The sequence below is a fragment of the Streptomyces canus genome, from assembly GCF_030815415.1.
GTDB classification, from domain to species: Bacteria; Actinomycetota; Actinomycetes; order Streptomycetales; family Streptomycetaceae; genus Streptomyces; species Streptomyces canus_F.
Genome location: NZ_JAUSWW010000001.1, coordinates 4674641 through 4695874, shown reverse-complemented (window position 1 = coordinate 4695874; position 21234 = coordinate 4674641). Strand labels below are relative to the sequence as shown.

The 21234-nt window shown below is 70.3% G+C and carries 25 protein-coding genes; 16 read left to right on the top strand and 9 right to left on the bottom strand.

Translation table 11 applies throughout. From position 1 onward, the window contains the following. The gene (locus QF037_RS21730; RefSeq protein ID WP_307027721.1) at positions 1-1116 is read left to right on the top strand and encodes a DUF2786 domain-containing protein; all 1116 of its coding nucleotides are present in this window, start codon (positions 1-3) and stop codon (positions 1114-1116) included. A gap of 206 nt (positions 1117-1322) precedes the next feature. On the opposite strand, the gene QF037_RS21725 is transcribed toward QF037_RS21730, so the two are convergent. The 4 genes from QF037_RS21725 to rpmB all read right to left on the bottom strand — a co-directional run bounded on the left by QF037_RS21725 (position 1323) and on the right by rpmB (position 3059). Then, the gene (locus QF037_RS21725) at positions 1323-1847 is read right to left on the bottom strand and encodes a DUF4232 domain-containing protein (RefSeq protein WP_307027719.1); all 525 of its coding nucleotides are present in this window, start codon (positions 1845-1847) and stop codon (positions 1323-1325) included. An 81-nt stretch (positions 1848-1928) separates the two neighbouring features. Then, on the bottom strand, positions 1929-2459 hold the full coding sequence (locus QF037_RS21720; protein ID WP_307027717.1) for a hypothetical protein: 531 nt from the start codon (positions 2457-2459) through the stop codon (positions 1929-1931). 44 nt (positions 2460-2503) lie between these two features. Next, on the bottom strand, positions 2504-2809 hold the full coding sequence (rpsN, locus tag QF037_RS21715; RefSeq protein ID WP_307027715.1) for a 30S ribosomal protein S14: 306 nt from the start codon (positions 2807-2809) through the stop codon (positions 2504-2506). Positions 2810-2822: 13 nt separating this feature from the next. Next, the gene (gene rpmB, locus QF037_RS21710; protein ID WP_046260351.1) at positions 2823-3059 is read right to left on the bottom strand and encodes a 50S ribosomal protein L28; all 237 of its coding nucleotides are present in this window, start codon (positions 3057-3059) and stop codon (positions 2823-2825) included. A gap of 62 nt (positions 3060-3121) precedes the next feature. Between rpmB and rpmG the strand changes: the two genes are divergently transcribed. The 5 genes from rpmG to QF037_RS21685 all read left to right on the top strand — a co-directional run bounded on the left by rpmG (position 3122) and on the right by QF037_RS21685 (position 5522). Next, positions 3122-3286, top strand: coding sequence for a 50S ribosomal protein L33 (rpmG, locus tag QF037_RS21705; RefSeq protein ID WP_307027713.1), 165 nt, complete (start codon positions 3122-3124; stop codon positions 3284-3286). Positions 3287-3294: 8 nt separating this feature from the next. Next, the gene (locus tag QF037_RS21700) at positions 3295-3543 is read left to right on the top strand and encodes a type B 50S ribosomal protein L31 (RefSeq protein WP_307027711.1); all 249 of its coding nucleotides are present in this window, start codon (positions 3295-3297) and stop codon (positions 3541-3543) included. Then, positions 3543-4712, top strand: a complete 1170-nt coding sequence (locus QF037_RS21695) for a CobW family GTP-binding protein (protein ID WP_307027710.1) — start codon at positions 3543-3545, stop codon at positions 4710-4712. The genes QF037_RS21700 and QF037_RS21695 overlap by 1 nt, the downstream gene beginning before the upstream one ends. Before the next feature lie 5 nt (positions 4713-4717). Further along, on the top strand, positions 4718-4951 hold the full coding sequence (gene rpsR / locus QF037_RS21690) for a 30S ribosomal protein S18 (RefSeq protein ID WP_046260355.1): 234 nt from the start codon (positions 4718-4720) through the stop codon (positions 4949-4951). Between the two features lie 316 nt (positions 4952-5267). Then, entirely contained in the window at positions 5268-5522 is a 255-nt protein-coding gene (locus QF037_RS21685) for a DUF397 domain-containing protein (RefSeq protein WP_266823915.1), read from the top strand. Between the two features lie 106 nt (positions 5523-5628). Here the strand turns inward: QF037_RS21685 and QF037_RS21680 are convergent, their stop codons facing one another. Further along, complete coding sequence (locus tag QF037_RS21680; RefSeq protein WP_373463796.1) at positions 5629-6126, bottom strand: ATP-binding protein; 498 nt, start codon at positions 6124-6126, stop codon at positions 5629-5631. Between the two features lie 333 nt (positions 6127-6459). Between QF037_RS21680 and QF037_RS21675 the strand changes: the two genes are divergently transcribed. The 7 genes from QF037_RS21675 (at position 6460) to QF037_RS21645 (ending at position 13327) form a co-directional block, all read left to right on the top strand. Beyond that, positions 6460-7284 carry a helix-turn-helix domain-containing protein gene (locus tag QF037_RS21675; protein ID WP_307037299.1) on the top strand — a complete coding sequence of 275 codons (825 nt, stop codon included), beginning with the start codon at positions 6460-6462 and terminating at the stop codon, positions 7282-7284. A gap of 142 nt (positions 7285-7426) precedes the next feature. Then, entirely contained in the window at positions 7427-8887 is a 1461-nt protein-coding gene (locus QF037_RS21670) for an aldehyde dehydrogenase family protein (RefSeq protein WP_307027706.1), read from the top strand. 169 nt (positions 8888-9056) lie between these two features. Next, positions 9057-9593, top strand: coding sequence for a DinB family protein (locus QF037_RS21665; protein ID WP_307027704.1), 537 nt, complete (start codon positions 9057-9059; stop codon positions 9591-9593). Positions 9594-9611: 18 nt separating this feature from the next. Continuing rightward, positions 9612-10253 carry a PadR family transcriptional regulator gene (locus tag QF037_RS21660; RefSeq protein ID WP_307027702.1) on the top strand — a complete coding sequence of 214 codons (642 nt, stop codon included), beginning with the start codon at positions 9612-9614 and terminating at the stop codon, positions 10251-10253. A 73-nt stretch (positions 10254-10326) separates the two neighbouring features. Next, positions 10327-11295 carry an ATP-binding cassette domain-containing protein gene (locus QF037_RS21655; RefSeq protein WP_307027700.1) on the top strand — a complete coding sequence of 323 codons (969 nt, stop codon included), beginning with the start codon at positions 10327-10329 and terminating at the stop codon, positions 11293-11295. Continuing rightward, on the top strand, positions 11292-12053 hold the full coding sequence (locus tag QF037_RS21650; protein ID WP_307027698.1) for an ABC transporter permease: 762 nt from the start codon (positions 11292-11294) through the stop codon (positions 12051-12053). Before QF037_RS21655 ends, QF037_RS21650 begins: the two co-directional genes overlap by 4 nt. A 77-nt stretch (positions 12054-12130) precedes the next feature. Next, entirely contained in the window at positions 12131-13327 is a 1197-nt protein-coding gene (locus tag QF037_RS21645; RefSeq protein ID WP_307027696.1) for a WD40/YVTN/BNR-like repeat-containing protein, read from the top strand. A gap of 135 nt (positions 13328-13462) precedes the next feature. On the opposite strand, the gene QF037_RS21640 is transcribed toward QF037_RS21645, so the two are convergent. Then, entirely contained in the window at positions 13463-14737 is a 1275-nt protein-coding gene (locus QF037_RS21640; protein WP_307027694.1) for an ion channel protein, read from the bottom strand. Between the two features lie 133 nt (positions 14738-14870). Between QF037_RS21640 and QF037_RS21635 the strand changes: the two genes are divergently transcribed. Then, positions 14871-15632, top strand: coding sequence for a MerR family transcriptional regulator (locus tag QF037_RS21635; protein ID WP_307027692.1), 762 nt, complete (start codon positions 14871-14873; stop codon positions 15630-15632). A 24-nt stretch (positions 15633-15656) separates the two neighbouring features. Here the strand turns inward: QF037_RS21635 and QF037_RS21630 are convergent, their stop codons facing one another. Further along, on the bottom strand, positions 15657-16022 hold the full coding sequence (locus QF037_RS21630; RefSeq protein WP_307027690.1) for a YbjQ family protein: 366 nt from the start codon (positions 16020-16022) through the stop codon (positions 15657-15659). A 133-nt stretch (positions 16023-16155) separates the two neighbouring features. Here QF037_RS21630 and QF037_RS21625 point away from each other — a divergent pair, with 133 nt between their 5' ends. After that, positions 16156-17070, top strand: a complete 915-nt coding sequence (locus QF037_RS21625) for a DedA family protein (protein WP_307027688.1) — start codon at positions 16156-16158, stop codon at positions 17068-17070. A gap of 38 nt (positions 17071-17108) precedes the next feature. Here the strand turns inward: QF037_RS21625 and QF037_RS21620 are convergent, their stop codons facing one another. Both QF037_RS21620 and QF037_RS21615 read right to left on the bottom strand, forming a co-directional pair. Further along, complete coding sequence (locus tag QF037_RS21620; protein ID WP_307027686.1) at positions 17109-18773, bottom strand: threonine/serine exporter family protein; 1665 nt, start codon at positions 18771-18773, stop codon at positions 17109-17111. Positions 18774-18964: 191 nt separating this feature from the next. After that, complete coding sequence (locus tag QF037_RS21615) at positions 18965-19456, bottom strand: inorganic diphosphatase (protein ID WP_046260371.1); 492 nt, start codon at positions 19454-19456, stop codon at positions 18965-18967. A gap of 211 nt (positions 19457-19667) precedes the next feature. Between QF037_RS21615 and dacB the strand changes: the two genes are divergently transcribed. Next, positions 19668-21116, top strand: coding sequence for a D-alanyl-D-alanine carboxypeptidase/D-alanyl-D-alanine endopeptidase (gene dacB, locus QF037_RS21610; RefSeq protein ID WP_373463794.1), 1449 nt, complete (start codon positions 19668-19670; stop codon positions 21114-21116). Positions 21117-21234: the final 118 nt, after the last annotated feature.

The window sequence follows — 21234 nt, the reverse complement described above, 5'->3', positions numbered from 1 at the left end:
GTGACCAGCAGCAGCGCCCCCGGCACCGTCGACCGCGCCTTCGAGGCGGCCCTCTACACGGACGCCGAATCCGCCCTCGACACGGCCGCCTCCCTCCTCGCCGCCGACGAGAGCGCCGACGCCGAACTCGACCGCCGGGGCCGGGAGTTCGTGGCGGCGGCCTGGCGGCGAGGCTGGCAGCCCGCCGACCTCGTACGGATCGTGCGACGGGAGCTGGGCGACGTACACGTACGCCTGGCATCGGCCCTGATCCACGCGCAGGCGCCCGACGACCGTGCGCGCGGCCCCCGCTGGCGGGCCCAGCTCGAGGAGCTGACGTCCGACGCCCCCCGACAGGACCGTTTCTCCCGCGCCACCGCGGTCCTGGAGCTGTACCGTCTGCTGCTCCGCCTGCCCGCCCTGGAGCCCCTCGACGAACCGGCCGGCCGCACCGCGCACCCCGAGTCCCGCATGCTCACCCGCATCCGAGCGCTGCTCGCGAAGGCGGAGGGGACGGAGTACCCGGAGGAGGCGGAGGCGCTCAGTGCCAAGGCGCAGGAGCTGATGGCCCGGCACAGCGTCGACGAGGCGCTCCTGGACGCGCAGGCGCCCACGCACGACACCCCCGGCGCCTGCCGGATCGGGGTCGAACCGCCGTACGAGCAGGCCAAGGCGGTGCTGCTGGACGCGGTGGCGACGGCGAACCACTGCCGGGCGGTGTGGAACGAACCGCTCGCCTTCTCCACGGTCGTCGGCTTCGAACCCGATCTGGAGGTCGTGGAACTGCTCTACACCTCCCTGCTCGTCCAGGCCACGACGGCGATGACCCGGGCGGAGGCGGCCCAGCGGGCGGTCGGCCGGAAGCGGACCAAGACCTTCCGGCAGTCCTTCCTCGCGGCCTACGCCCACCGCGTGGGGGTCCGCCTGCGTGCCGCGGCCGAGACCCAGGTGAGCGAGGACCTGCTCCCGGTGCTCGCCACCCGCGAGGTCGCGGTCACCGGCCGCCTCGACCGGATGTTCCCGGAGACGACCACGACCCGCCTGCGCGGTGTCAGTGACGAGGCGGGCTGGGTCGAGGGCTCGGAGGCGGCGGACCGTGCGCAGGTGAGGTCCCGGCGGCGGCTCGGCCAGGTCTAGGTCCTGTCGTCACATTCCCGCCTGCCCCGCGACGCCATGCACGCTCCCCCACTGCCTTGAGGGCGTGGGAGGGGCCCCCACTCGCCGCACCGGGCACAGACCCACGTACAACCAGTACGAGGGCCTGTGCCCGGCACGCCGAGAGCACGCACCTGACGCCGCGGGGCCCGCCCTTCGGGCGGACGACGGGAATGTGACGACAGGACCTAGTCGCCGGACGTCTGGAACCCGCTCACCGAGGCGTCCGGGGTCTTGCCGTCGCTCTTGACCGCGACATCGCCGTACGACCACGTGAAGTCGTACGTCTCGGAGGAGCCGGGCAGGCTGAACTTCCCCTTCGACACGGCGAGGCTCTTGCCGCCGCCCGCCTCGCCCATGACGTAGGTGAGCGTGAAGGCGGTCACGGCGCCCTTCGTGAGGGTCGTCTTCGTGGCCTTGGCGGACGGGTCCGGCTCGACGGCGACCGTGCCGAGGGTGACGGAGGGCAGGCCGTCGAGGGTGCACTTGGCGCCGCTGTCGTTGGTGATCGTGACGGGCACGTTGCCGGTGTCGCCGACAGCGGGGGCGGCGTTGGCGGGCCCGACCTGCACCGTCATCGCGCCGATCGCGCAGGCGGTGACGCCCTTGGGGCTGCTCGTAGCGGCCTTGTCCTTGGTGTCCCCGTCGTCGGAGCAGGCGGTCAGCGTGAGGGCCGCGGTGAGGACGGCGGCGGCGAGGGGGAGGGCGCGCATGAAGAGGTCCTTGAGTGCTCGGGTGCTGCGTGAACGCGTGCGTGGATCATCACGCACGAAGCCGGGAATCCGTGACGGGGGTCAGCCCAGGCTCGCCGTCGGCAGCCCGGACGGCAGTTGGCCGCCCTCCGACCTGGTGTACGTCTCCGTGCCCAGACCGCCCTCCCACGTCACCTTGAGGCCGGTCTTGCTCACGGAGTCGACCATGCCGGTCTGCCGGTCCTTGCTGCCGTCCGTGCACGTGAGGCGGATCATCCGCATGCCGTCCTGCTCGCCCGCGGTCCCGCTGCAGATGGTCCCGCCGGTCGCGAAGAGCCCGGCCTCCGTGCCGTTCACCATCAGCACCACGGCCTTGCCCTTGGTGGTGGCGAGCCAGCTGCCCGCGAGCTCGTCCGAGGCGGAGGCGGAGGCCGACGAGGAGGCCGACCCGCCACTCCCGCCTCCCGTGTCCGCGGTCGCCGTCGACGCACCGGTGCTCGGCGAGGAGTCGTCGTCGGAGCCGCCGTCCCCGCTGCACGCGGTCAGCGCGAGTACACCCGCCAGGGTCGCGGCGGCCGCCGCGACCCGCATCCGCCGGTGTGACGTGGTGCGCGAGAAGATCGCCGAAGTCACTGGAGGCTCCTAGCTGTAGCGGTCGACGCAACGACCGCAGCAAGCTACCAGGAGGACTTGCGGACCCCCGGCAGGTACCCGGCGTGCGCCTGTTCCCGGAGGCCGACGCGAGAGAGGCCGAAGGCGCGGTAGTAGCCGCGCGGCCGCCCGTCCACCTGGTCCCGGTTGCGTACGCGCGTGGCGCTGGCGTCCCGTGGCTGCCGGTCCAGCTCCTGCCGGGCGGCGATCCGTTCGGCGTCCGTCGAGGACGGGCGCCGGATGATCTCCTTCAGCTCGGCGCGGCGCCCGGCGTACCGGGCGACGATCTCCTGCCGCTTCTCGTTCTTCGCGATCTTGCTCTTCTTCGCCATGGCGGTTTCTCCCTCAGACCCGCACCCCGCGCGCGCGGATCCGCGCCACGGCTGCCTCGATACCGATCGTGTCGACGGTCTTGATCCCCTTCGTGCTCAGCCGCAGCCGGACATTGCGGCCCTCGCTGGGCAGCCAGTAGCGCTTGGACTGGATGTTGGGGTCGAAGCGGCGCGAAGTGCGCCGGTGGGAGTGGGAGATGCGGTTGCCGAAGCCGGGCTGGGCGCCGGTCAGCATGCAGTGGGCGGACACGGGTGATGCACCTCTCTCGAAGCGTTTATGTAAATGGAATTCATTTTCAGTAAGGTACCAGCATGGCTCGCAACGAACTCCGCCCGGTCATCAAGCTCCGGTCCACGGCGGGGACCGGCTTCACCTACGTCACCCGCAAGAACCGCCGCAACGACCCGGACCGTATGACGCTCCGCAAGTACGACCCGCTCGTCCGCCGCCACGTCGACTTCCGAGAGGAGCGCTGACCACCGCCATGCGCAACGGAATCCATCCCTCCTACGGCCCGGTCGTCTTCCGGGACCGTGCCGCGAACTACGCCTTCCTGACCCGCTCGACGATGACGAGCGAGAAGACGATCGAGTGGGAGGACGGCCACACCTACCCGGTCGTCGACGTCGAGATCTCGAACGTCAGCCACCCCTTCTACACCGGCACCGCGCGCGTGCTGGACACCGCCGGACGCGTGGAGCGCTTCGAGCGCCGGTACGGAAAGAACGGCTGATGCTCTCCGTCGTGATCGTCGGCGGACTGCACGCCGACGCCCGCAAGGCGGCCGTCGAGCGGCTGCTCGCCGACGTGCCGGGCAGCGTCGTCCTCCACCACGACCTGGCGACGGCCGCGGCGGGCACGGTCGTACGGACCATCCGTGACACCTCCGGGATCCTCGCCGCGGGGGAGGCGCCCCTGGTCAACGACTGCGCGTGCTGTGCGCTGCGCGAGGACCTGGTGCCGGAGCTGCTCCGGCTGGCCGACGACGGTGTCACGCGGCTCGCGGTCGTCGAGCTGTGGGACTCGGTGGAGCCCAAGGCCATGGCCGAGGTCGTCACGGCCGGCGGGCTCACCGTCACCGGCGTCATCACCGCCGTCGACCCGGCGCTGGTCCTGCCGTACCTGGGCAACGGCGACGACCTCGCCGAGCGCGGCCTCGCCGCCGCCGCAACCGACCAGCGCACGGTCGCCGACACCTTCGCCCGGCAGCTGGAGTACGCCCCCGTCCTCGCCGTGGCCGACTCGGAGGAGGCCGACGACGAGGACCGCGAGCTGCTCGCGCAACTGCATCCGACGGCCCGCCAGGTCCCGATCGGCCACGGCGACCCGGCGGGCCCGGAGCCCGGTGCGCAGGCATCCGCACGCTCGCCCTTGGCGGCGGCAGCCCTCGCCGGGTTCGACGTGGAGGCCGCGGCCGCCGCCCAGCACCCCGCCTGCGCCCTCCTCCCCACCGAGGCGGACGCCCACGGCGTCTCCACGCTGGTCTGGCACCGGTGCCGCCCCTTCCACCCCGAGCGGCTGTACGAGGCGCTGGAGGACATCACCTGTGCGGCCGCCCGCAGCCGTGGCCGGTTCTGGCTCGCCGACAAGCCGGATGTGCTGCTGCACTGGGACGCGGCCGGTGGAGCGCTGTGTGTGGAGAGCGTGGGCCCCTGGCTCGCCTCCCTGCCGGACGCGGCCTGGGAGATGGTTCCGCCGGTGCGCCGGGCCGCCGCGGCGATGGACTGGCACCCCGAGCACGGCGACTGCTGTCAGCACCTGGTGTTCACGTCGCCCGCCCTCGACCGCGACGGCCTCGAACGGCTGCTGGAGCACTGTCTGCTCACCGACACCGAGTACGCGGCGGGCCGCGACGCCTGGAAGCGGCTGCCGCCCGCCTTCGACACCCTCCTGGAGGTCTGACCCGCATGCCCCGCAAGCCCGAGCGCAAGCCCGCCAAGAACCGGCCGAACCCGCTGGACCAGGCGAAGATCACATACATCGACTACAAGGACACCGATCTGCTGCGGAAGTTCATCTCCGACCGCGGCAAGATCCGCAGCCGCCGGGTCACCCGCGTCACGTCCCAGCAGCAGCGCAGGCTGGCCCGCGCCATCAAGAACGCCCGGGAGATGGCACTGTTGCCGTACGGCAACCGCTGATCGAACGCCCCCTCCGAGGCCCCGGCGTGGACACGGTTCACGCCGGGGCCGAACTTTGCCTCCGCACGATTAGGTGAAGCTTGGAACACAACAGGCGCGGTACGCGTCTATTCCTCATACACGAGGGGGTTCGGCCCAGCTGCCGGGGTGTCGGGGGAACGTGACCAGCGCCCCGTAGGTCACATCTGTAATCACAGGACCACCCCGCGTGCACGTGCATCTGCTCATGCATCTGCACGTGAACAGAGCTATGATCCGGACCAGTTGACCACTGCATCAATGGCCCCAAGGCCACCGCACCACCGGGGAGCGACCTGTGGACCACGACGTGTACAACGACGTGTACAACGGCATGGCAGCCACGGAGCTGAACGGGGTGGCCTGGCAGAAGAGCCGGCACAGCAACTCGCAGGGTTCCTGCGTCGAGTTCGCGCGGCTCCCCGACGGAGGGGTGGCCGTGCGCAACTCCCGGTTCCCCGACGGTCCGGCGCTCGTCTACACGCGTGCCGAGATAGAGGCGATGCTGCTCGGGGTGAAGGACGGCGAGTTCGACCACCTTGTAGTGGGCTGACGTTCGGGGGCCGACGCCCCGGCACAGCGCGGAGGACTCAGGGCGATCGACGTCTCACGCCCCGTGACGCGCGTAGAATCGCGGCGCCGAAAAACGCCGCGGGGCCTCACTCGGCCGACTGCAGGCGGAACAGCGCCCAGACGACCTTGCCGTTGAGCGTGCCGGCGAGCGGATGCCAACCCCAGCCGTCCGCGAAGGAGTCGACGAGGAACAGGCCCCGCCCGGACTCCGCCGAGAAGTCGTCCGAGTCGCGCGCGACCGGACTGTCATGGCTGGGATCGCGCACCGCGCACACCAGTCGCTCCGTCCAGCGCATCAGATGCAGTCGCACGGGCGGAATCTGTTCGGGTACGTGTCCGTTGCTCGTCGGCAGACCGTGTCGCAGGGCGTTGGTGACCAGTTCGGAGACCACCAGACAGACATCGTCGAAGCGGTCGCCTATGTCCCACTGGTCGAGCGTTCTGCGGGTGAACTGCCGTGCCTCGCGCACCGCTTCGTAGCGGGCGGGCAGGGCGCAGGAGGCGGCGTTGGACACGGCCGCGGGATCCAGCGGCGGAAGGCCCTGCCGTAACGGCTCGAGCATGGTCGATCCATTCGTCCCCATGCGAGGCACTCCCGGAAGTTCGCGGTCGTTGCGATGCAGCGGTTGCGCGGGACCATGGTTTCGGATGAGGAGTGCAGATGCAAGGTGCAGATGCACGTGCACATGACCGAATTGGACGTTCCCGTACCGCTTGTTGGGCATTTTTTCCGCCAACTTCCTTACTTCTCTTGCCTTCTCCTCCCCTCCTGCTGTGTGGAATCTTTGGCTTCTTTCCATCTCTGTAATCGGACGAGTACAGCTCGAAGTGTTTTAGTGGCAGACTTCGGCTCCTGAAGACGGCTGGGGAGGCTGGCGAACGTGAGCGCGGGAGAGCCCGGATCGGTGGTGCGGCGGATGCTGCTCGGCTCGCAACTCAGGCGACTGCGTGAGGCACGCGGAATCACCCGCGAGGCCGCGGGCTACTCCATCCGCGCCTCGGAGTCGAAGATCAGCCGGATGGAGTTGGGCCGGGTGAGCTTCAAGACGAGGGACGTGGAGGATCTGCTGACGTTGTACGGCATCACGGACGAGCAGGAGCGCGCCTCCCTCCTCTCCCTCGCCCGCGAGGCCAACGTCGCGGGCTGGTGGCACAGTTACTCCGACGTCCTGCCGAGCTGGTTCCCCACCTACGTCGGCCTGGAGGGCGCGGCCACCCTGATCCGGGTGTACGAGGTGCAGTTCGTGCACGGCCTGCTCCAGACCGCGGCCTACGCCCGCGCGGTCGTGCGGCGCGGCATGAAGGGTGCGAGCGAGGCCGACGTGGAGAAGCGCGTCGCCCTGCGCCTGGAGCGGCAGAAGTACCTCACGGAAGAGGGCGGTCCCGAACTCCACATCGTCCTCGACGAGGCGGCCCTGCGTCGGCCGTACGGCGATCGCGAGGTCATGCGTGGCCAGCTCCAGCATCTGATCGAGATCTCCCAGCGGCCCAACGTACGGCTCCAGGTCATGCCGTTCGGCTTCGGCGGCCACTCCGGCGAGTCCGGCGCCTTCACCCTGCTCAGCTTCCCCGAGTCCGACCTCTCGGACGTGGTCTATCTGGAGCAGCTCACCAGCGCCCTGTACCTGGACAAGCGCGAGGACGTCGCCCAGTACGAGAAGGCGCTCAAGGAACTCCAGCAGGACAGCCCGGGACCGGACGAGAGCCGGGACCTTCTACGAGGTCTCCTCCAGCTCTCCTGAGATCTTCGCCGACTCTCCCAGGGTTTTCCCCAGAACATCGCTGTGCGTCCCCAACTCGCGTGTCGCACAAGTACGATGACGCGTGATCAGACCGTGACGTCGATCGCGCGTCGCGTGCGTCTGCTAGCGATTTGGGGATCACATGTCGTCGTACTTCACTGATCTGGCCCAGCAGTACATCGACGGTGAGTGGCGCCCGGGCACCGGCTCCTGGGACATCATCGACTTCAATCCGTACGATGGCGAGAAGCTGGCGTCGATCACCATAGCCACGGTCGACGAGGTCGACGAGGCGTACCAGGCGGCGGCCCGCGCCCAGAAGCAGTGGGCCGACACCAACCCCTACGCGCGCCGCGGGGTCTTCGAGAAGGCGCTCGGCCTGATCGAGGAGCGCGAGCAGGAGATCACCGACGTGATCATCGCCGAGCTCGGCGGCACCCGCGTCAAGGCCGGCTTCGAGCTCCACCTCGCCAAGGAGTTCCTGCGCGAGGCGATCCACCTGTCGCTGCGCCCCGAGGGCCGCATCATCCCGTCGCCGATCGACGGCAAGGAGAACCGCGTCTACCGGGTGCCGGTGGGCGTGGTGGGCGTCATCAGCCCCTTCAACTTCCCGTTCCTGCTGTCGATCAAGTCGGTGGCCCCGGCGCTGGCGCTCGGCAACGGCGTCGTGCTGAAGCCGCACCAGAACACCCCGATCACCGGCGGCACCCTGGTCGCGAAGATCTTCGAGGACGCGGGCCTGCCCAAGGGCCTCCTCAACGTCGTCGTCACCGACATCGCGGAGATCGGCGACGCCTTCATCGAGCACCCCGTGCCGAAGGTCATCTCCTTCACCGGCTCCGACAAGGTCGGCCGCCACGTCGCCACCGTCACCGCCTCGCACTTCAAGCGTTCGGTTCTCGAACTCGGCGGCAACAGCGCCATCGTGGTGCTCGACGACGCCGACATCGACTACGCCGTCGACGCCGCGGTCTTCAGCCGGTACGTCCATCAGGGCCAGGTCTGCATGGCCGCCAACCGGGTGCTCGTGGACCGTTCGATCGCCGACGAGTTCACCGAGAAGTTCGTAGCGAAGGTCAAGAGCCTCAAGGTGGGCGACCCGCGTGACCCGGAGACGGTGATCGGCCCGGTCATCAACTCCTCCCAGGCGGACGCCCTCGCGAGCACCGTCGAGCAGGCGATAGCCGAGGGCGCGACGGCCCTGGTGCGCGGTGAGACGACCGACAACCTGGTCTCCCCGTCGGTCCTCACGGGCATCCCGGCCGGCTCCGCCCTCCTTCACCAGGAGGTCTTCGGCCCGGTCGCCTTCCTCATCCCGGTCGACGGCGAGGAGGAGGCGGTCCGCGTCGTCAACGACACCCCGTACGGCCTCAGCGGCGCCGTCCACACCGCGAGCATCGAGCGCGGCGTCAACTTCGCCAAGCGCATCGACACCGGCATGTTCCACGTCAACGACGGCACCGTCCACGACGAGCCGATCGTCCCCTTCGGCGGCGAGAAGAGCTCCGGCGTCGGCCGCCTCAACGGCGAGACGATGCTGGACGCGTTCACCACGCTGAAGTGGATCTCGGTGCAGCACGGGCGGAGCAGGTTCCCGTTCTGACGGACCACCCACCGAACCGAGCCGACGCCCGGTCCCTGCGGGGGCCGGGCGTTCGGCTTCGGCATTCCGCCTTCTCCATTGAGGACAGAACCTGACCGCAAGGGTCCGTAACTTCGTAGGTGTCAGGCAGAGCCAGCTGACCCCGACGACAGACGAAAGGCGGCCGGTCATGGTCACTCACGTGCGAGCCGAGGCCCACGGCGACGAGCGCGGCGCACTGCTCTCCTTCCTCGCCGAACAGCGCGGCGGCATCCGCCGGGCCCTGCTCGGGCTCACCAACGAACAGGCGTCCGGCAGGCCCAGCGCGAGCGAACTGTCCCTGGCGGGCCTGCTCAAGCACGTGGCCGAGGTCGAGCAGGGCTGGGTGGCACGGGCCAAGGGCGAGCCGCCGGCGGTGAAGCGGGACGAGTCGAACTGGCACGAGTGTTTCGTGCTGGCCGACGGCGAGACCGTGGAGCAGCAGCTGGCGTACTGGGAGAAGGTCGCCGACGAGACGGAGGCGTTCATCCGCGCGGTGCCGAGCCTCGACGACACCTTCCCGCTCCCGAACGACCCCTGGTTCCCGCCGGACGAGTCGGTCTCCCTGCGCTGGCTGGTTCTGCACCTGATCCGTGAGACGGCCCGGCACGCGGGCCACGCCGACATCATCCGCGAGTCCCTCGACGGGAAGACGGCCTTCGAGCTGGTGGGACTGGCTCGGAGCTGAGGCCATAACCTGGACGGCATGTCAACGATCCGTCTCCTCGTGCTGGCCGCGGTGCGCCAGCACGGGCGGGCCCACGGCTATCAGGTGCGCAACGACCTGGAGTACTGGGGCGCGCACGAGTGGTCCAACGCCAAGCCCGGCTCGATCTACCACGCCCTGAAGCAGATGGCCAAGCAGGGACTGCTGTACGCGCACGAGATCGCACCGTCCACCGCGGGCGGACCACCGCGCACGGAGTACGAGATCACCGAGGCCGGCACCGAGCAGTACCTCGGTCTGGTGCGCGAGGCGCTGACCTCGTACGACCAGAAGATGGACATGAAGTCGGCGGCCATCGGATGCATGGTCGACCTCCCGCGCGCCGAGGCGGTGGCCCTCCTCAAGGAGCGCACCCGCAGGATCGAGGAGTGGCGCGCGGCCGTCACCGAGCACTACATCCCGGAAGAGGGCCCGGAGCAGCTCGGTCACATCGGCGAGATCATGAACCTGTGGGTGCACACGGCCGACGCGGAGGCCGAGTGGACCCAGGGGTTGATCTCCCGGATCGAGGGCGGTGCCTACACCTTCGCGGAGGAGGGCGAGCGGTTCGTCGGGGTGCTCGCCGAGGACCAGGATAACCCGTACGCGACAGGGGAGCGGCATCCGGAGGATGCTCGCTAATCAAGTTTGACTAAACGATGCCGGGGTATTAACTTCGCGCTGGTAGTCAAGTTTGACTAGCGAAGGAGTCCCAGTGGCCGACGCGGCGATCACCGTCGAAGGGGCACGCAAGAAGTACGGCGGCGGCACCACCGCACAGAACGCACTGGACGGCCTCGACCTGGAGGTCGGGCGAGGCACGGTGCACGGAGTGCTCGGGCCGAACGGAGCGGGCAAGACGACCCTGGTCCGCATCCTGTCCACCCTGCTCCGGCCGGACGCGGGCCGTATCGAGGTGGCCGGCCATGACGTCGTACGGCAGGCGCACGAGGTGCGCTTCCGCATCGGCCTGCTCGGCCAGCACGCGGCGCTCGACGAGGAACTCGGCGGCCGGCAGAACCTGGAGATGTTCGGCCGCCTCTACCACCTGGGCGCCCGCCGGGCACGCGCGCGTGCCGACGAGCTCCTGGAGCGCTTCGACCTGGCCGGCACCGGCCGCAAACCGGTCCGCGCCTACAGCGGAGGCATGCGCCGCCGACTGGACCTCGCGGCCTCCCTGATCACCGAGCCGGAGGTGCTCTTCCTGGACGAACCCACCACCGGCCTCGACCCGCGCGGCCGCGCGGAGGTGTGGTCAGCGGTCCGCACCCTCGTCGGCGGCGGTACGACGGTCCTGCTGACCACGCAGTACCTGGACGAGGCCGACCAGCTCGCCGACCGCATCTCGGTCGTCGACGCCGGCCGGGTGATCGCCGACGGCACCCCGGACGAGCTGAAGGCCCTGACGGGCGGCGACCGCATCGACGTCGTCCTGCGCGACGAGGGCCAACTGGGCGCGGCGGTGGCCCTGTTGCCGCTGCCCGGGGCGGGCGTCACGGTCGACCCCGACCGCCGGCTGCTCAGCGCCCCGGTCACCGACCGGATGGCGGCGCTCTCCGGGGTCCTGCGGGCACTGGAAGGGGCCGGGATCGAGGCGGAGGACGTGGCACTGCGGCGGCCGACGCTGGACGAGGTGTTCCTGCACCTCACGGACGGGGACCGCCGAGCGAAGGAGGCCGCATGAGTACGTACGCGCTGACCGATTCCTGGACCATGACCCGGCGTGAACTCGCCCACTGGGCACGGCAGCCGGTGCGGGTCCTGGTCGGGCTGGTCTTCCCCGTGATGCTGCTGCTGATGTTCGCGTACCTGGTCGGCGGCGGCCGGGGTGTGAACGGTGACTACGTCGACTACCTGGTCCCCGGCATGCTCGCGCTCACCATGGCCTTCGGCCTGGAGGGCACGATGCTCTCCGTCACCCAGGACCTCAACAAGGGCGTCATCGACCGTTTCCGATCGATGCCCATGGCCAACGGGGCGGTGCTGGTGGGGCGTTCGGTGGCCGACATGCTCCAGTCGGCGCTGGGCCTGGCGGTGCTGATCGGCGTCGCCTGCGCGCTCGGCTGGCGGGCGCACGGCGGGGTGTCCGGCTTCCTCGGCGCCGTCGGCCTCCTGTTGCTGTTCCGCTTCGCCATGCTCTGGATCGGCATCCACCTCGCGATGGTCGCGGGCAAGCCCGAGATGGTGCAGGCCGTGCAGATCCTGGTCTGGCCGGTGGGCTTCCTGTCCAACGCCTTCGCCACGCCCCAGTCCATGCCGGGCTGGCTGGGGACGGTCGTGGAGTGGAACCCGATGTCCCAGACGGCCACGGCGGTACGGGAGTTGTTCGGCGGGCCGGGCGGTGAGCCGGGGCACGTGTGGGCGGCCGTGGTGTGGCCGGTGGCGCTGGTGGCGGTGTTCTTTCCGCTGGCGGTACGGCGGTTCGGGGCGCTGAGCAAGTAGTCCGGGCGGTCGGCGGGCCGTCCGGAAAGTCGTCGTGAGGAAGTGGGAACCCCGGCGCGGCGAGCGGTGTACCAGAGATGTCGGTGCATCGCGGACCGGGATCGGGGGACGGCATGGAGCGGGTCAGGGGAAGGGCGGCGGTCGTGGTGGCCGTCGTGCTGGGTTTGCTGGCCGTCATGGCGGCATGTGCCCGGACGGACTCGGGCGGGCGCATCTCCGCCTCTCAGGCGGCGGTGCCCGCCCGTATCCCGTCGGGGGCCGGACTGCCCGGAGGCGCGGTCGATGTCGGGTTCGCCGCGGACGGCAGCGGGTTCGCGCTGCTCGCCGAGTGCGGGAAGAAGCGGTGCGTGCAGAGAGTCGCCGTGCTGGAGAAGGGCGCAGGGGCCTGGAGGCTGGGGACCTCGCCGCTTCCGGACGTGACGGGCGACCTCGGCATCACCGCCGGACTCGTCGTCCTCGGACCCGGCCGCGCGCTGATCACCGAGGGCACATGGCCGCCACCGGAGCGCACGTGGTTCACCGGAGACGCAGGCGACAGCTGGCGAGAGGCGACCACCGAGCCGACGGGCACCACGACGACGGTCCCCGAGGGCGGGGTCCTGGTCGAGAACTGCTCACGGCCCGACGAGGAAGCCAACGGATGCGCCCGGTCCCGTCTGGCGGCGGTGATGCCCGACACGGGCGAGTACCGGATTCTGGCCGACCAGCCTCCGCTGAAGGGGGTCGTGATCCCGGCGGGTCACATCGGTGCGCGGCTCTACACCTACGGCCTCGATCCGCGCTCCGGCAACCCCGCGCTCGCCGTCAGCGAGGACCGGGGCAAGAGCTGGCGTACGTCCGCGATGCCCGCCGGGCCGAAGGGCTGGAGCATGACCGTGGTGACCGACGGCTCGGTGCTCTACGCCGCCCACCACGGCCAGTTGTCCGACGAGGACGACGTGAAGAACGGCCTGCTCGCGATCGACCGCAGCACCGACGGCGGCCACACCTGGGAGCAGGTCTGGAAGCACCGCAAGGGAGCCGAGCCCCGCTCGATCCTCGGTGCCCCGATCGCCGCCGCCGACGGCAGCCTCACGGTCCACGGCGAGGACGGCGTCTGGCGCAGTACCGATGACGGCCGTTCCTTCAGCCGCTCCGCAGGCCGGGGACCGCAGGGCTGGGTGACCACGACCCCGCTCGGCTATCTGTGGGGCGACAGCTTCGGCGCCGGGAGGTACCGCATATCCGCCGACGGGGTCCACTGGAGGACCTTCGACCTGGGCGACGGCACCTGACGGGCTCAGTGGTGAACCCGGGCGCCGCCTCCTTGTCCCGGGTCAGTGAAGAAGGGGTTGACGGACACGGGGCGCTCGTCGGACGTTCCGGGGCCCTTGGTGCAGCGGCATCGAGCGACTCCTCGGGAGGGGGATTCAGCGGACCGGGGTTCCGTCTGCGCGCAGTCGCATCTGGGGACGGCCGGTCACCAGCAGCCAGGCGGGCAGCGAGGCGATGCACAGCAGGGCGATGATCGCCGGAGAGGCCACCAGCACGGCGGCGGTGAAGAGGCTCACCCAGCCCTGCCGGGTGATGGCCAGGAGCATGCCCAGCACCCCGGCGGCGACACCGAGCGCGGGAGGGACACCGGGCACCAGGGCATGGGCACACAGCCCGAAGGCGGCGCCCACGAACACGGCCGGGAAGATCCGCCCGCCGCGGAAGCCGCAGGACGCGGCGACGAGCAGCGCGGCCAGCTTCACCACCGTCATCGTGGCGAACTCCCCGGCCGACCAGCCGTCGGGGTCGGCCGCGATCTCCTCGACCTCCTCCAGCCCCTTGAAGAGGGTGAGGTGACCGCCGAGCGCCCCCAGCAGCCCGAGCACGAGCCCGCCGACGGGCAGCACGAGCATCGGATGGCGCAGCCGCGCGAAGGCGCCGTGGACGTAGGGGAAGGCGCGGACGGCGCACATGCCGAGCAGTGCGGCGGCGGCCGCGATCACCAGCACCGCCAGCAGATCGCCCCAGCCGGGGTGCCCGAACGGGGGCAGATGCAGATCGAAGGTCGGATGGGCCACCAGGGTGGTCGTCACGGCGCCCGCGGCGGCGGCGACGAGCGGCGCGAAGACGTTGTCCCACAGCGCCCCCTTGAGCTGCCGCCCGGCCAGCGCCTCGGAGATGAGGAGCGCCGCCGCGACCGGGGTGCCGAAGAGCGCGCCGATCGTCGCCGCCTCCGCGAGCGCCACCCACAGCCCGCCCGGCAGCCGGGGGAGCAGCCGGCGGCCCAGCCAGAAGGCGAGCCCGACGTTCACGGCGATGATCGGGTTCTCGGGTCCGAGGCTGGGTCCGCCCGCGAGCATCAGCGCGGTCGCCAGCAGCAGCCCGGGCAGCACGGCGGGCGGCAGGACGGGAGCGTCCAGGCCCGTGGTGGCCGGGTCGGGGCCGGCATGCCCCGCCACCTTCCAGATCACGAGGCCGACCGCCACACCGGTGGCGGTGAGCATGACGATCGTCCACAGCACGGAGTACCGGCCGATCCCCAGGGCATCGGGCAGGTTCCGCCACAGCACGTGCTGGAGCGCCTCGGCCGCCGCGCTCACTCCGAGAAGGAGCAGACTCGCGCCCACGCCCACGACGAGAGCGGGGAGGATCTGGGGCAGGAGCGCGCGAGCCGGGGTTGCCGCTGCCTGCCGCGCGGTGTCCTGAGCCACGGGCTCACGATAAACGGACAAAACTGGCAGGACATCTGGGCGGCCCGGCACGGGACCCGAGGCGGAACGGGCTTGCACCTCACGTGGCGTGAGGGCGCAGGGTGGTGGGCGTACCGAGAAGGGAGCGGACGAAGTGAGCTATTCCGTGGGACAGGTAGCCGGTTTCGCCGGAGTGACGGTGCGCACCCTGCACCACTACGACGACATCGGACTGCTCGCACCCAGCGAGCGCAGCCACGCGGGCCACCGGCGCTACAGCGACGTCGACCTCGACCGGCTGCAGCAGATCCTGTTCTACCGGGAGCTCGGCTTCCCGCTCGACGAGGTCGCCGCCCTGCTCGATGATCCGGCCGCGGACCCGCGCGCCCACCTGCGCCGCCAGCACGAGCTGCTGACCGCCCGGATCGAGAAGCTGCGGAAGATGGCGGCGGCCGTGGAGCAGGCCATGGAGGCACGGAAGATGGGCATCAACCTCACACCCGAGGAGCGGTTCGAGGTCTTCGGGGACAAGGACCCCGAGCAGTACGCCGAGGAGGCGGAGGAGCGCTGGGGCGGCACGGAGGCGTACGCCGAGTCGCAGCGCCGCGCCGCGGGCTACACCAAGGACGACTGGAAACGCATGCAGGCCGAAGTGGCCGACTGGAGCGAGCGCTACAGCGGCCTGATGGCAGCCGGTGACCCGTCGGCGTCCGAGGCGGCCATGGACATGGCCGAGGAGCACCGGCTGCACATCTGCGGCTGGTTCTACGAGTGTCCGTACGACATGCACCGGTGCCTGGGCGAGATGTACGTGTCCGACGAGCGCTTCAAGGCGTTCTACGACTCCATGCGCCCGGGTCTCGCCGAGCACCTCAGGGCCGCGATCGACGCGAACGCGGCCCGGCACACCTCCTGAGCTCCCGGCCCGGGAGGAACAGGCCTACTCCCGGGTCAGGATCACGGCCGTCCCGTACGCGCACACCTCGGTGCCGACGTCCGCCGCCTCGGTCACGTCGAAGCGGAACGCCAGCACCCCGTTCGCACCACGCGCGCGTGCCTGCTCGACGAGCCGTTCCATGGCCTGGTTGCGGGTCTGCACGAGCGTCTTGGTGAGCCCCTTGAGCTCACCGCCGACCATCGACTTCAGCCCCGCCCCGATCTGGCTCCCCAGATGCCGGGAGCGGACCGTCAACCCGAACACCTCACCAAGAACCTCCTGCACCCGGAAGCCGGGTACGTCGTTCGTGGTCACGACCAGCACGTCCGGCTGGGGTCCCTGACCGCCGCCGTAGTCTTCGATACCCATGCCCCACAGCTTTGTCCCAGCGGGCGCACAGTGCATCCTGGGAGACCGCATGGAACCTGGGTTGTGACGGCTGCGTTGATACTTTTGGGCAGCCAGCCCCAGCCCGTCTCCCAGTACCAGGAGCCACAGACCTGTGACCACGCTCGCGCTCGCCCCCGAGTGGCTCAGTCCGAACTACCTGATCGAGACGTTCAGCCTGCCAGGCATCCTGCTGATCGTCTTCGCCGAGTCGGGTCTGTTCGCGTTCCTGCCCGGCGACTCGCTGCTGTTCACGGCGGGGCTCTTCGTGGCCCAGGGCGAGTACATCAGCCAGCCGCTGTGGCTGGTCTGCTTCCTGATCGTGGTGGCGGCCGTCCTCGGTGACCAGGTCGGTTACATGATCGGAAAGTTCTTCGGGCCCAAGCTCTTCAACCGTCCCAACTCCAAGCTCTTCAAGCAGGAGAACCTGGACAAGGCCCACGAGTTCATGGAGAAGTACGGCCCCAAGGCGATCGTCCTGGCCCGCTTCGTGCCGATCGTGCGCACCTTCGCCCCCATCGTGGCGGGCGCCGGCCGTATGAAGTACCGCACGTTCCTCATGTACAACGTCATCGGTGGTGTCGCCTGGGGCACCGGCGTGACCCTCGCGGGTTACTGGCTCGGCCAGATCGACGTCATCCACAAGCACGTCGAGGCGATCCTCGTCCTCATCGTCTTCGTCTCGCTCGTCCCGATCATCATCGAGTACCTGCGCGAGCGTTCCAAGAAGAAGAAGGCGGCAGCCGAGGCCCCGGCCCCCCAGGCCTACCAGCCCCCGCCCATGGACGACGCCACGACCCAGCTCCGCCGCATCCCGTCGGACGACGAGCAGCACCAGCAGTACGGCAACCAGAACGACCAGGGCTACGGCCAGCAGGGCCAGCAGCAGTACGGCTACGACCAGTACTACGCCCCGCAGCCCCAGCAACAGCAGCAGCCGTATGCCCAGCAGTACCCCCAGGGATACGGCGACCAGCAGCAGTACGACGGTCGGCAGAACCAGCAGTACCCGCCCAACCAGGGCTACTGAAGCGCCCGTTCAGGGACGCGTCCCCAGCTCTCAGGCGCTCAGAACCCACGCGTCCGCTTCGCCGCCCTGCGCCCCGAAGCGGCTCCACCCGGAACGCGGAGAAACAGCCGCGAGATCTCCGACCCGAGGTTGACCCCGATGGCGATGGCCATGGCGAGTGACGCCGCCGTGGCCAACGACACCAGCCCCTTGTCCACCTCGTTCTGCGCGATGGCCAGCAGCCCGAAGTACGTGGAGGAACCGGGCAGCAGAGGCCCGATCGCAGCGGTCGTGTAGGGCAGCGCGGAAGCAAACCGGTACCGCGACATCATCTGCCCGAACAGCCCCACCAGTCCCGCCGCCACCGCCGTGGAGGCAACCGGCGAGATGTCACCGGCGTAGCGCATCGCGCCGTACACCGACCAGGCGACCCCGCCGTTCAGGGTCACCGCCAGCACGGTCGACCGCTCCTGCTGGAGCAGCACGGCGAAGGTCAGCGACAGCATCATCGACGCCGCGAGCTGCCACAGCGGCCGCTCGGGGATGCTCACCGCGACCTCCGGATTGAGCTCGGCACCCACCTGCACCCCGAGGTACAGGACCAGCAGCACGCCCGTCACGATGCCGACGAAGAAGTACATGACCTCCAGCAGCCGCGCCGACGCGGTGATGTAGAAGCCGGTCAGCCCGTCCTGCACGCCCGCCACCAGCGCCCGCCCCGGCAGCAGCGCGAACAGCCCACCGGTGATGACCGCGGAGGCCTTCACATCGATGTCGGCCAGCGTCAGCGCGATCCCTATGGCGGCCGGCGGCATCGCGGCCACCGTGAACTGGTAGAACTCCGGCAGCCCGCGCCCCGCGCACAGCCACGCCAGCCGGTCGCCGAGCATCGCGCCCAGTGCGGCCGCGACGAACACGATCAGATCACCGCCGACGAGCACCGAGGCCGCACCGGCGAGCAGCCCGCTCGCCCCGGTCAGCACCCAGCCCGGGTACGGGTGCCGGTTTCGGCGGATCTCGGCGAGCCGCCGGTAGGACTCCTCCAGGGAGATCGCCGTCTCGGGGTCGCTGAGGTCGTCCACCAGGTGGAAGACGGCCGCGAGCCGCGTGTAGTCGGTGCCGCGCCGCCGTACCGTCCGGGACGCGGTGACCGGATCGTCGACCAGCGACGGCTGGTACGAGATCGACAGCAGGGTGAAGGTGACGTTCGGCTCACAGCGGTCGAGGCCGTACGACCGGCAGACGGCGAACATCGCCGCCTCCACGTCCTCCGCGCCCTCACCGCCGGCGAGCAGCAGCTCGCCGATACGCAGCGTCATGTCGAGCACGCGCGGGACGGCCGGCCCCTCGTCCTCGGCCTTCGGCGCCGACTCCGGAGCGGGCCGCTCGGCCACCGGCATCCGCAGCATCGTGCGCATCCGGTCCTGCCAGGGCACGTCCTTGGTCAGACTGACCACCGGTATGCCGGTCGCCGGCGTGAACGCGGGCGCCTGCTTGGCGCTGTAGGTGCGCGGCGTGTTGAACGCCGACCCCTCGGGCTCGACCGAGGGCGCCTGCGGGACGTCCAGACCGTCGGGGACGGCGAACTCGCTCGTCGTCTCCGGTTCCGTGCCGCCTCTGGGTACGGCGAGCCCCTGGGGGATCGCGAACTCGGACGTGATCTCGGGGTCGTAGACACTCCTTGCCTCGTCCGACTGCGGCTTGCGGTCCTCCGCTTCCGTCACTCACAGCTCCTGTGTACGCACCTCCGGTTCGCACCAGTATGCGCACAGACAAACAAACGGCCGCACGGCCCCAGGGGAACCGCGCGGCCTGACACGCCATGGCGCTCGTACCGCAACCATCAATTGCGCAACCACAACGGCGAGCAACCAAGTCCGCGAGAGCGGCGCCGGTTTAGGCGCAAAAAGGGGCCTCAGTGGCCGCCGGACTCCTTGAAGCGCTTGTACGACCGCTCGATCTCGACCTCGGCGTCGACCCGGCCCACCCAGTTGGCGCCCTCGACGGACTTGCCGGGCTCCAGGTCCTTGTAGACCTCGAAGAAGTGCTGGATCTCCAGGCGGTCGAACTCGGAGACGTGGTGGATGTCACGCAGGTGCTCCTGGCGCGGATCCGTCGCCGGCACGCACAGCAGCTTGTCGTCGCCGCCGGCCTCGTCCGTCATCCGGAACATGCCGATCGCGCGGCACTTGATGAGGCAGCCCGGGAACGTCGGCTCGTCAAGAATGACCAGCGCGTCCAGCGGGTCGCCGTCCTCGCCGAGAGTGTTCTCGACGAAGCCGTAGTCGGTCGGGTAGGCGGTCGAGGTGAAGAGTCGACGGTCCAGGCGGATCCGACCGGTCTCGTGGTCCACCTCGTACTTGTTCCGCGAACCCTTCGGAATCTCGATCGTGACGTCGAACTCCACCGGTGGCTCCTCCATGATCAACACATAGTTCTGGTGGTTAAGTGTCCCTCACGCAGGTGTGTGATCGCGAAAGGGGCTGGTGGTCGTGCCTGAACTGAGGCCTTGGCGGGCTGCGAAACCGCATGTGGCGCGGCTCGCGAACGCCGTACGACCCCGTCTGGCACAGGCCGCGACCGCCGCGAAACCCCGGGTCACGCGACTCGGCCGAACCATGTCGGTGCAGGTCACAAAGGTGCGGACCTGGCAGTACACGGCCGGAGCCGCCACCGCGGGACTGGCGCTGACCGCCGTCGTGGTGACGGCCGCCGGCCCCTGGGACTCCTCCGGTCAGCGTACGGCCGAGCGGGACCGGGCCGCCGCCCTGGAGCACACGGGTGGCGCAGATCACGATCGTGATTCCGGTACGACGGAAGCGGCGCCCGAGCCCGCCCCCAGCGCCGCCTCCGTCCTCACCGGTCTCGGCGGCGCCGGCAGCACGGTGAAGTCGGCGCCGACCGGACCGGCCCTCGCGGACGTGCTGGGCCCGCTCCTGAAGGACGCGGCGCTCGGCAGCAGCCGCGCGGCCGAGGTCGTCGACATCGCCACCGGCAAGCGGCTCTACGGCACCGGCGGGGGTACCGCCCTCACCCCCGCCTCCACGACGAAGATCGCCACCGCGGTGGCGGCCCTGTCCGCGATGGGCGCCGACCACCGCCTCACCACGCGCGCGGACCTCGAACCCGACACCCAGGAACTCGTCCTCGTCGGCGGCGGCGACCCCACCCTGACGGCCCGCAAGGACGCCGAGGGTTCCGCGAGCCTGCGCGACCTGGCCACCAAGGCCGCCGAAGCGCTGAAGAAGGACGGCGTACGGAAGGTCACCCTCTCGTACGACACGACCCTGTACGCGGGCTCCGGGATCCACCCGATCGGCGCCGACAACGCCAACCTCGCCCCGGTCAGCGCCCTGATGGCCGACGAGGGCCGCACGGACGACAGCACCAGCGGCACGGCGGTCCGTGCGGAGAACCCCGCGCAGGACGCGGCCCGCAAGTTCGCCGGCTTCCTGGAGGAGGCCGGGATCAAGACCACGTCCCCCGGCCCCTCCAAGGCGACGGACCGCGGGAAGACGCTCGCCGAGGTCTCCTCCCCGCCGCTGTCCGCCCTGGTCGAGCGCATGCTGACCAACAGCGACAACGACATCGCGGAGGCCCTGGCCCGCCAGACGGCCGTGGCGGCGAAGGTACGCGCCGACTTCGCGGGCGGGGGCGAGGCGATCCGGGCGCAGCTGAAGAAGCTCGAACTCCCGGTCTCCGGCGCGTCCTTCAAGGACGGCAGTGGCCTGAACCGCGAGGACAGACTGACGGCGGACCTGCTGACGGCGCTCCTGGTGAAGGCGGGCGACCCGGCCCACCCCGAACTCCGCCCCGTCCTCACCGGCCTTCCGGTCGCGGGCTTCACCGGCACCCTGAGCACCCGTTACACGAATGGCGCGGCCGGCGTCGTGCGAGCCAAGACGGGCACGCTGACCGGCGTGAACACTCTCGCGGGAACCGTGGTCGACCAGGGGGGCCGCCTGCTGGCGTTCGCCTTCCTCGCGTCGGACACGACGAGCAAGGACGCAGCACAGTCGGCGCTGGACCGGACGGCCACGGCGCTGGCGGCGTGCGGCTGCCGCTGACCGAGGGCACCGCTACCGCCGTACAGCCGTCTCCGCCGGCACACCCGTCCCGGACGACCTCACGGCGCCCGTCAGCCGCAACCGGCCTCTGTGGCCTGCCCCAAGCGGGAACGCTCAC

Coding starts and splice junctions, on each gene's coding strand:
- QF037_RS21670 (WP_307027706.1), top strand. CDS start 7,427: ATGTCGTCGTACTTCACTGATCTGGCCCAGCAGTACATCGACGGTGAG.
- dacB (WP_373463794.1), top strand. CDS start 19,668: ATGTCGGTGCAGGTCACAAAGGTGCGGACCTGGCAGTACACGGCCGGA.
- QF037_RS21630 (WP_307027690.1), bottom strand. CDS start 16,022: ATGGGTATCGAAGACTACGGCGGCGGTCAGGGACCCCAGCCGGACGTG.
- QF037_RS21695 (WP_307027710.1), top strand. CDS start 3,543: ATGCTCTCCGTCGTGATCGTCGGCGGACTGCACGCCGACGCCCGCAAG.
- rpsR (WP_046260355.1), top strand. CDS start 4,718: ATGCCCCGCAAGCCCGAGCGCAAGCCCGCCAAGAACCGGCCGAACCCG.
- QF037_RS21645 (WP_307027696.1), top strand. CDS start 12,131: ATGTCGGTGCATCGCGGACCGGGATCGGGGGACGGCATGGAGCGGGTC.
- QF037_RS21680 (WP_373463796.1), bottom strand. CDS start 6,126: ATGGGGACGAATGGATCGACCATGCTCGAGCCGTTACGGCAGGGCCTT.
- QF037_RS21650 (WP_307027698.1), top strand. CDS start 11,292: ATGAGTACGTACGCGCTGACCGATTCCTGGACCATGACCCGGCGTGAA.
- QF037_RS21675 (WP_307037299.1), top strand. CDS start 6,460: ATGCTGCTCGGCTCGCAACTCAGGCGACTGCGTGAGGCACGCGGAATC.
- rpsN (WP_307027715.1), bottom strand. CDS start 2,809: ATGGCGAAGAAGAGCAAGATCGCGAAGAACGAGAAGCGGCAGGAGATC.
- QF037_RS21660 (WP_307027702.1), top strand. CDS start 9,612: ATGTCAACGATCCGTCTCCTCGTGCTGGCCGCGGTGCGCCAGCACGGG.
- QF037_RS21665 (WP_307027704.1), top strand. CDS start 9,057: ATGGTCACTCACGTGCGAGCCGAGGCCCACGGCGACGAGCGCGGCGCA.
- QF037_RS21700 (WP_307027711.1), top strand. CDS start 3,295: ATGCGCAACGGAATCCATCCCTCCTACGGCCCGGTCGTCTTCCGGGAC.
- QF037_RS21725 (WP_307027719.1), bottom strand. CDS start 1,847: ATGCGCGCCCTCCCCCTCGCCGCCGCCGTCCTCACCGCGGCCCTCACG.
- rpmG (WP_307027713.1), top strand. CDS start 3,122: ATGGCTCGCAACGAACTCCGCCCGGTCATCAAGCTCCGGTCCACGGCG.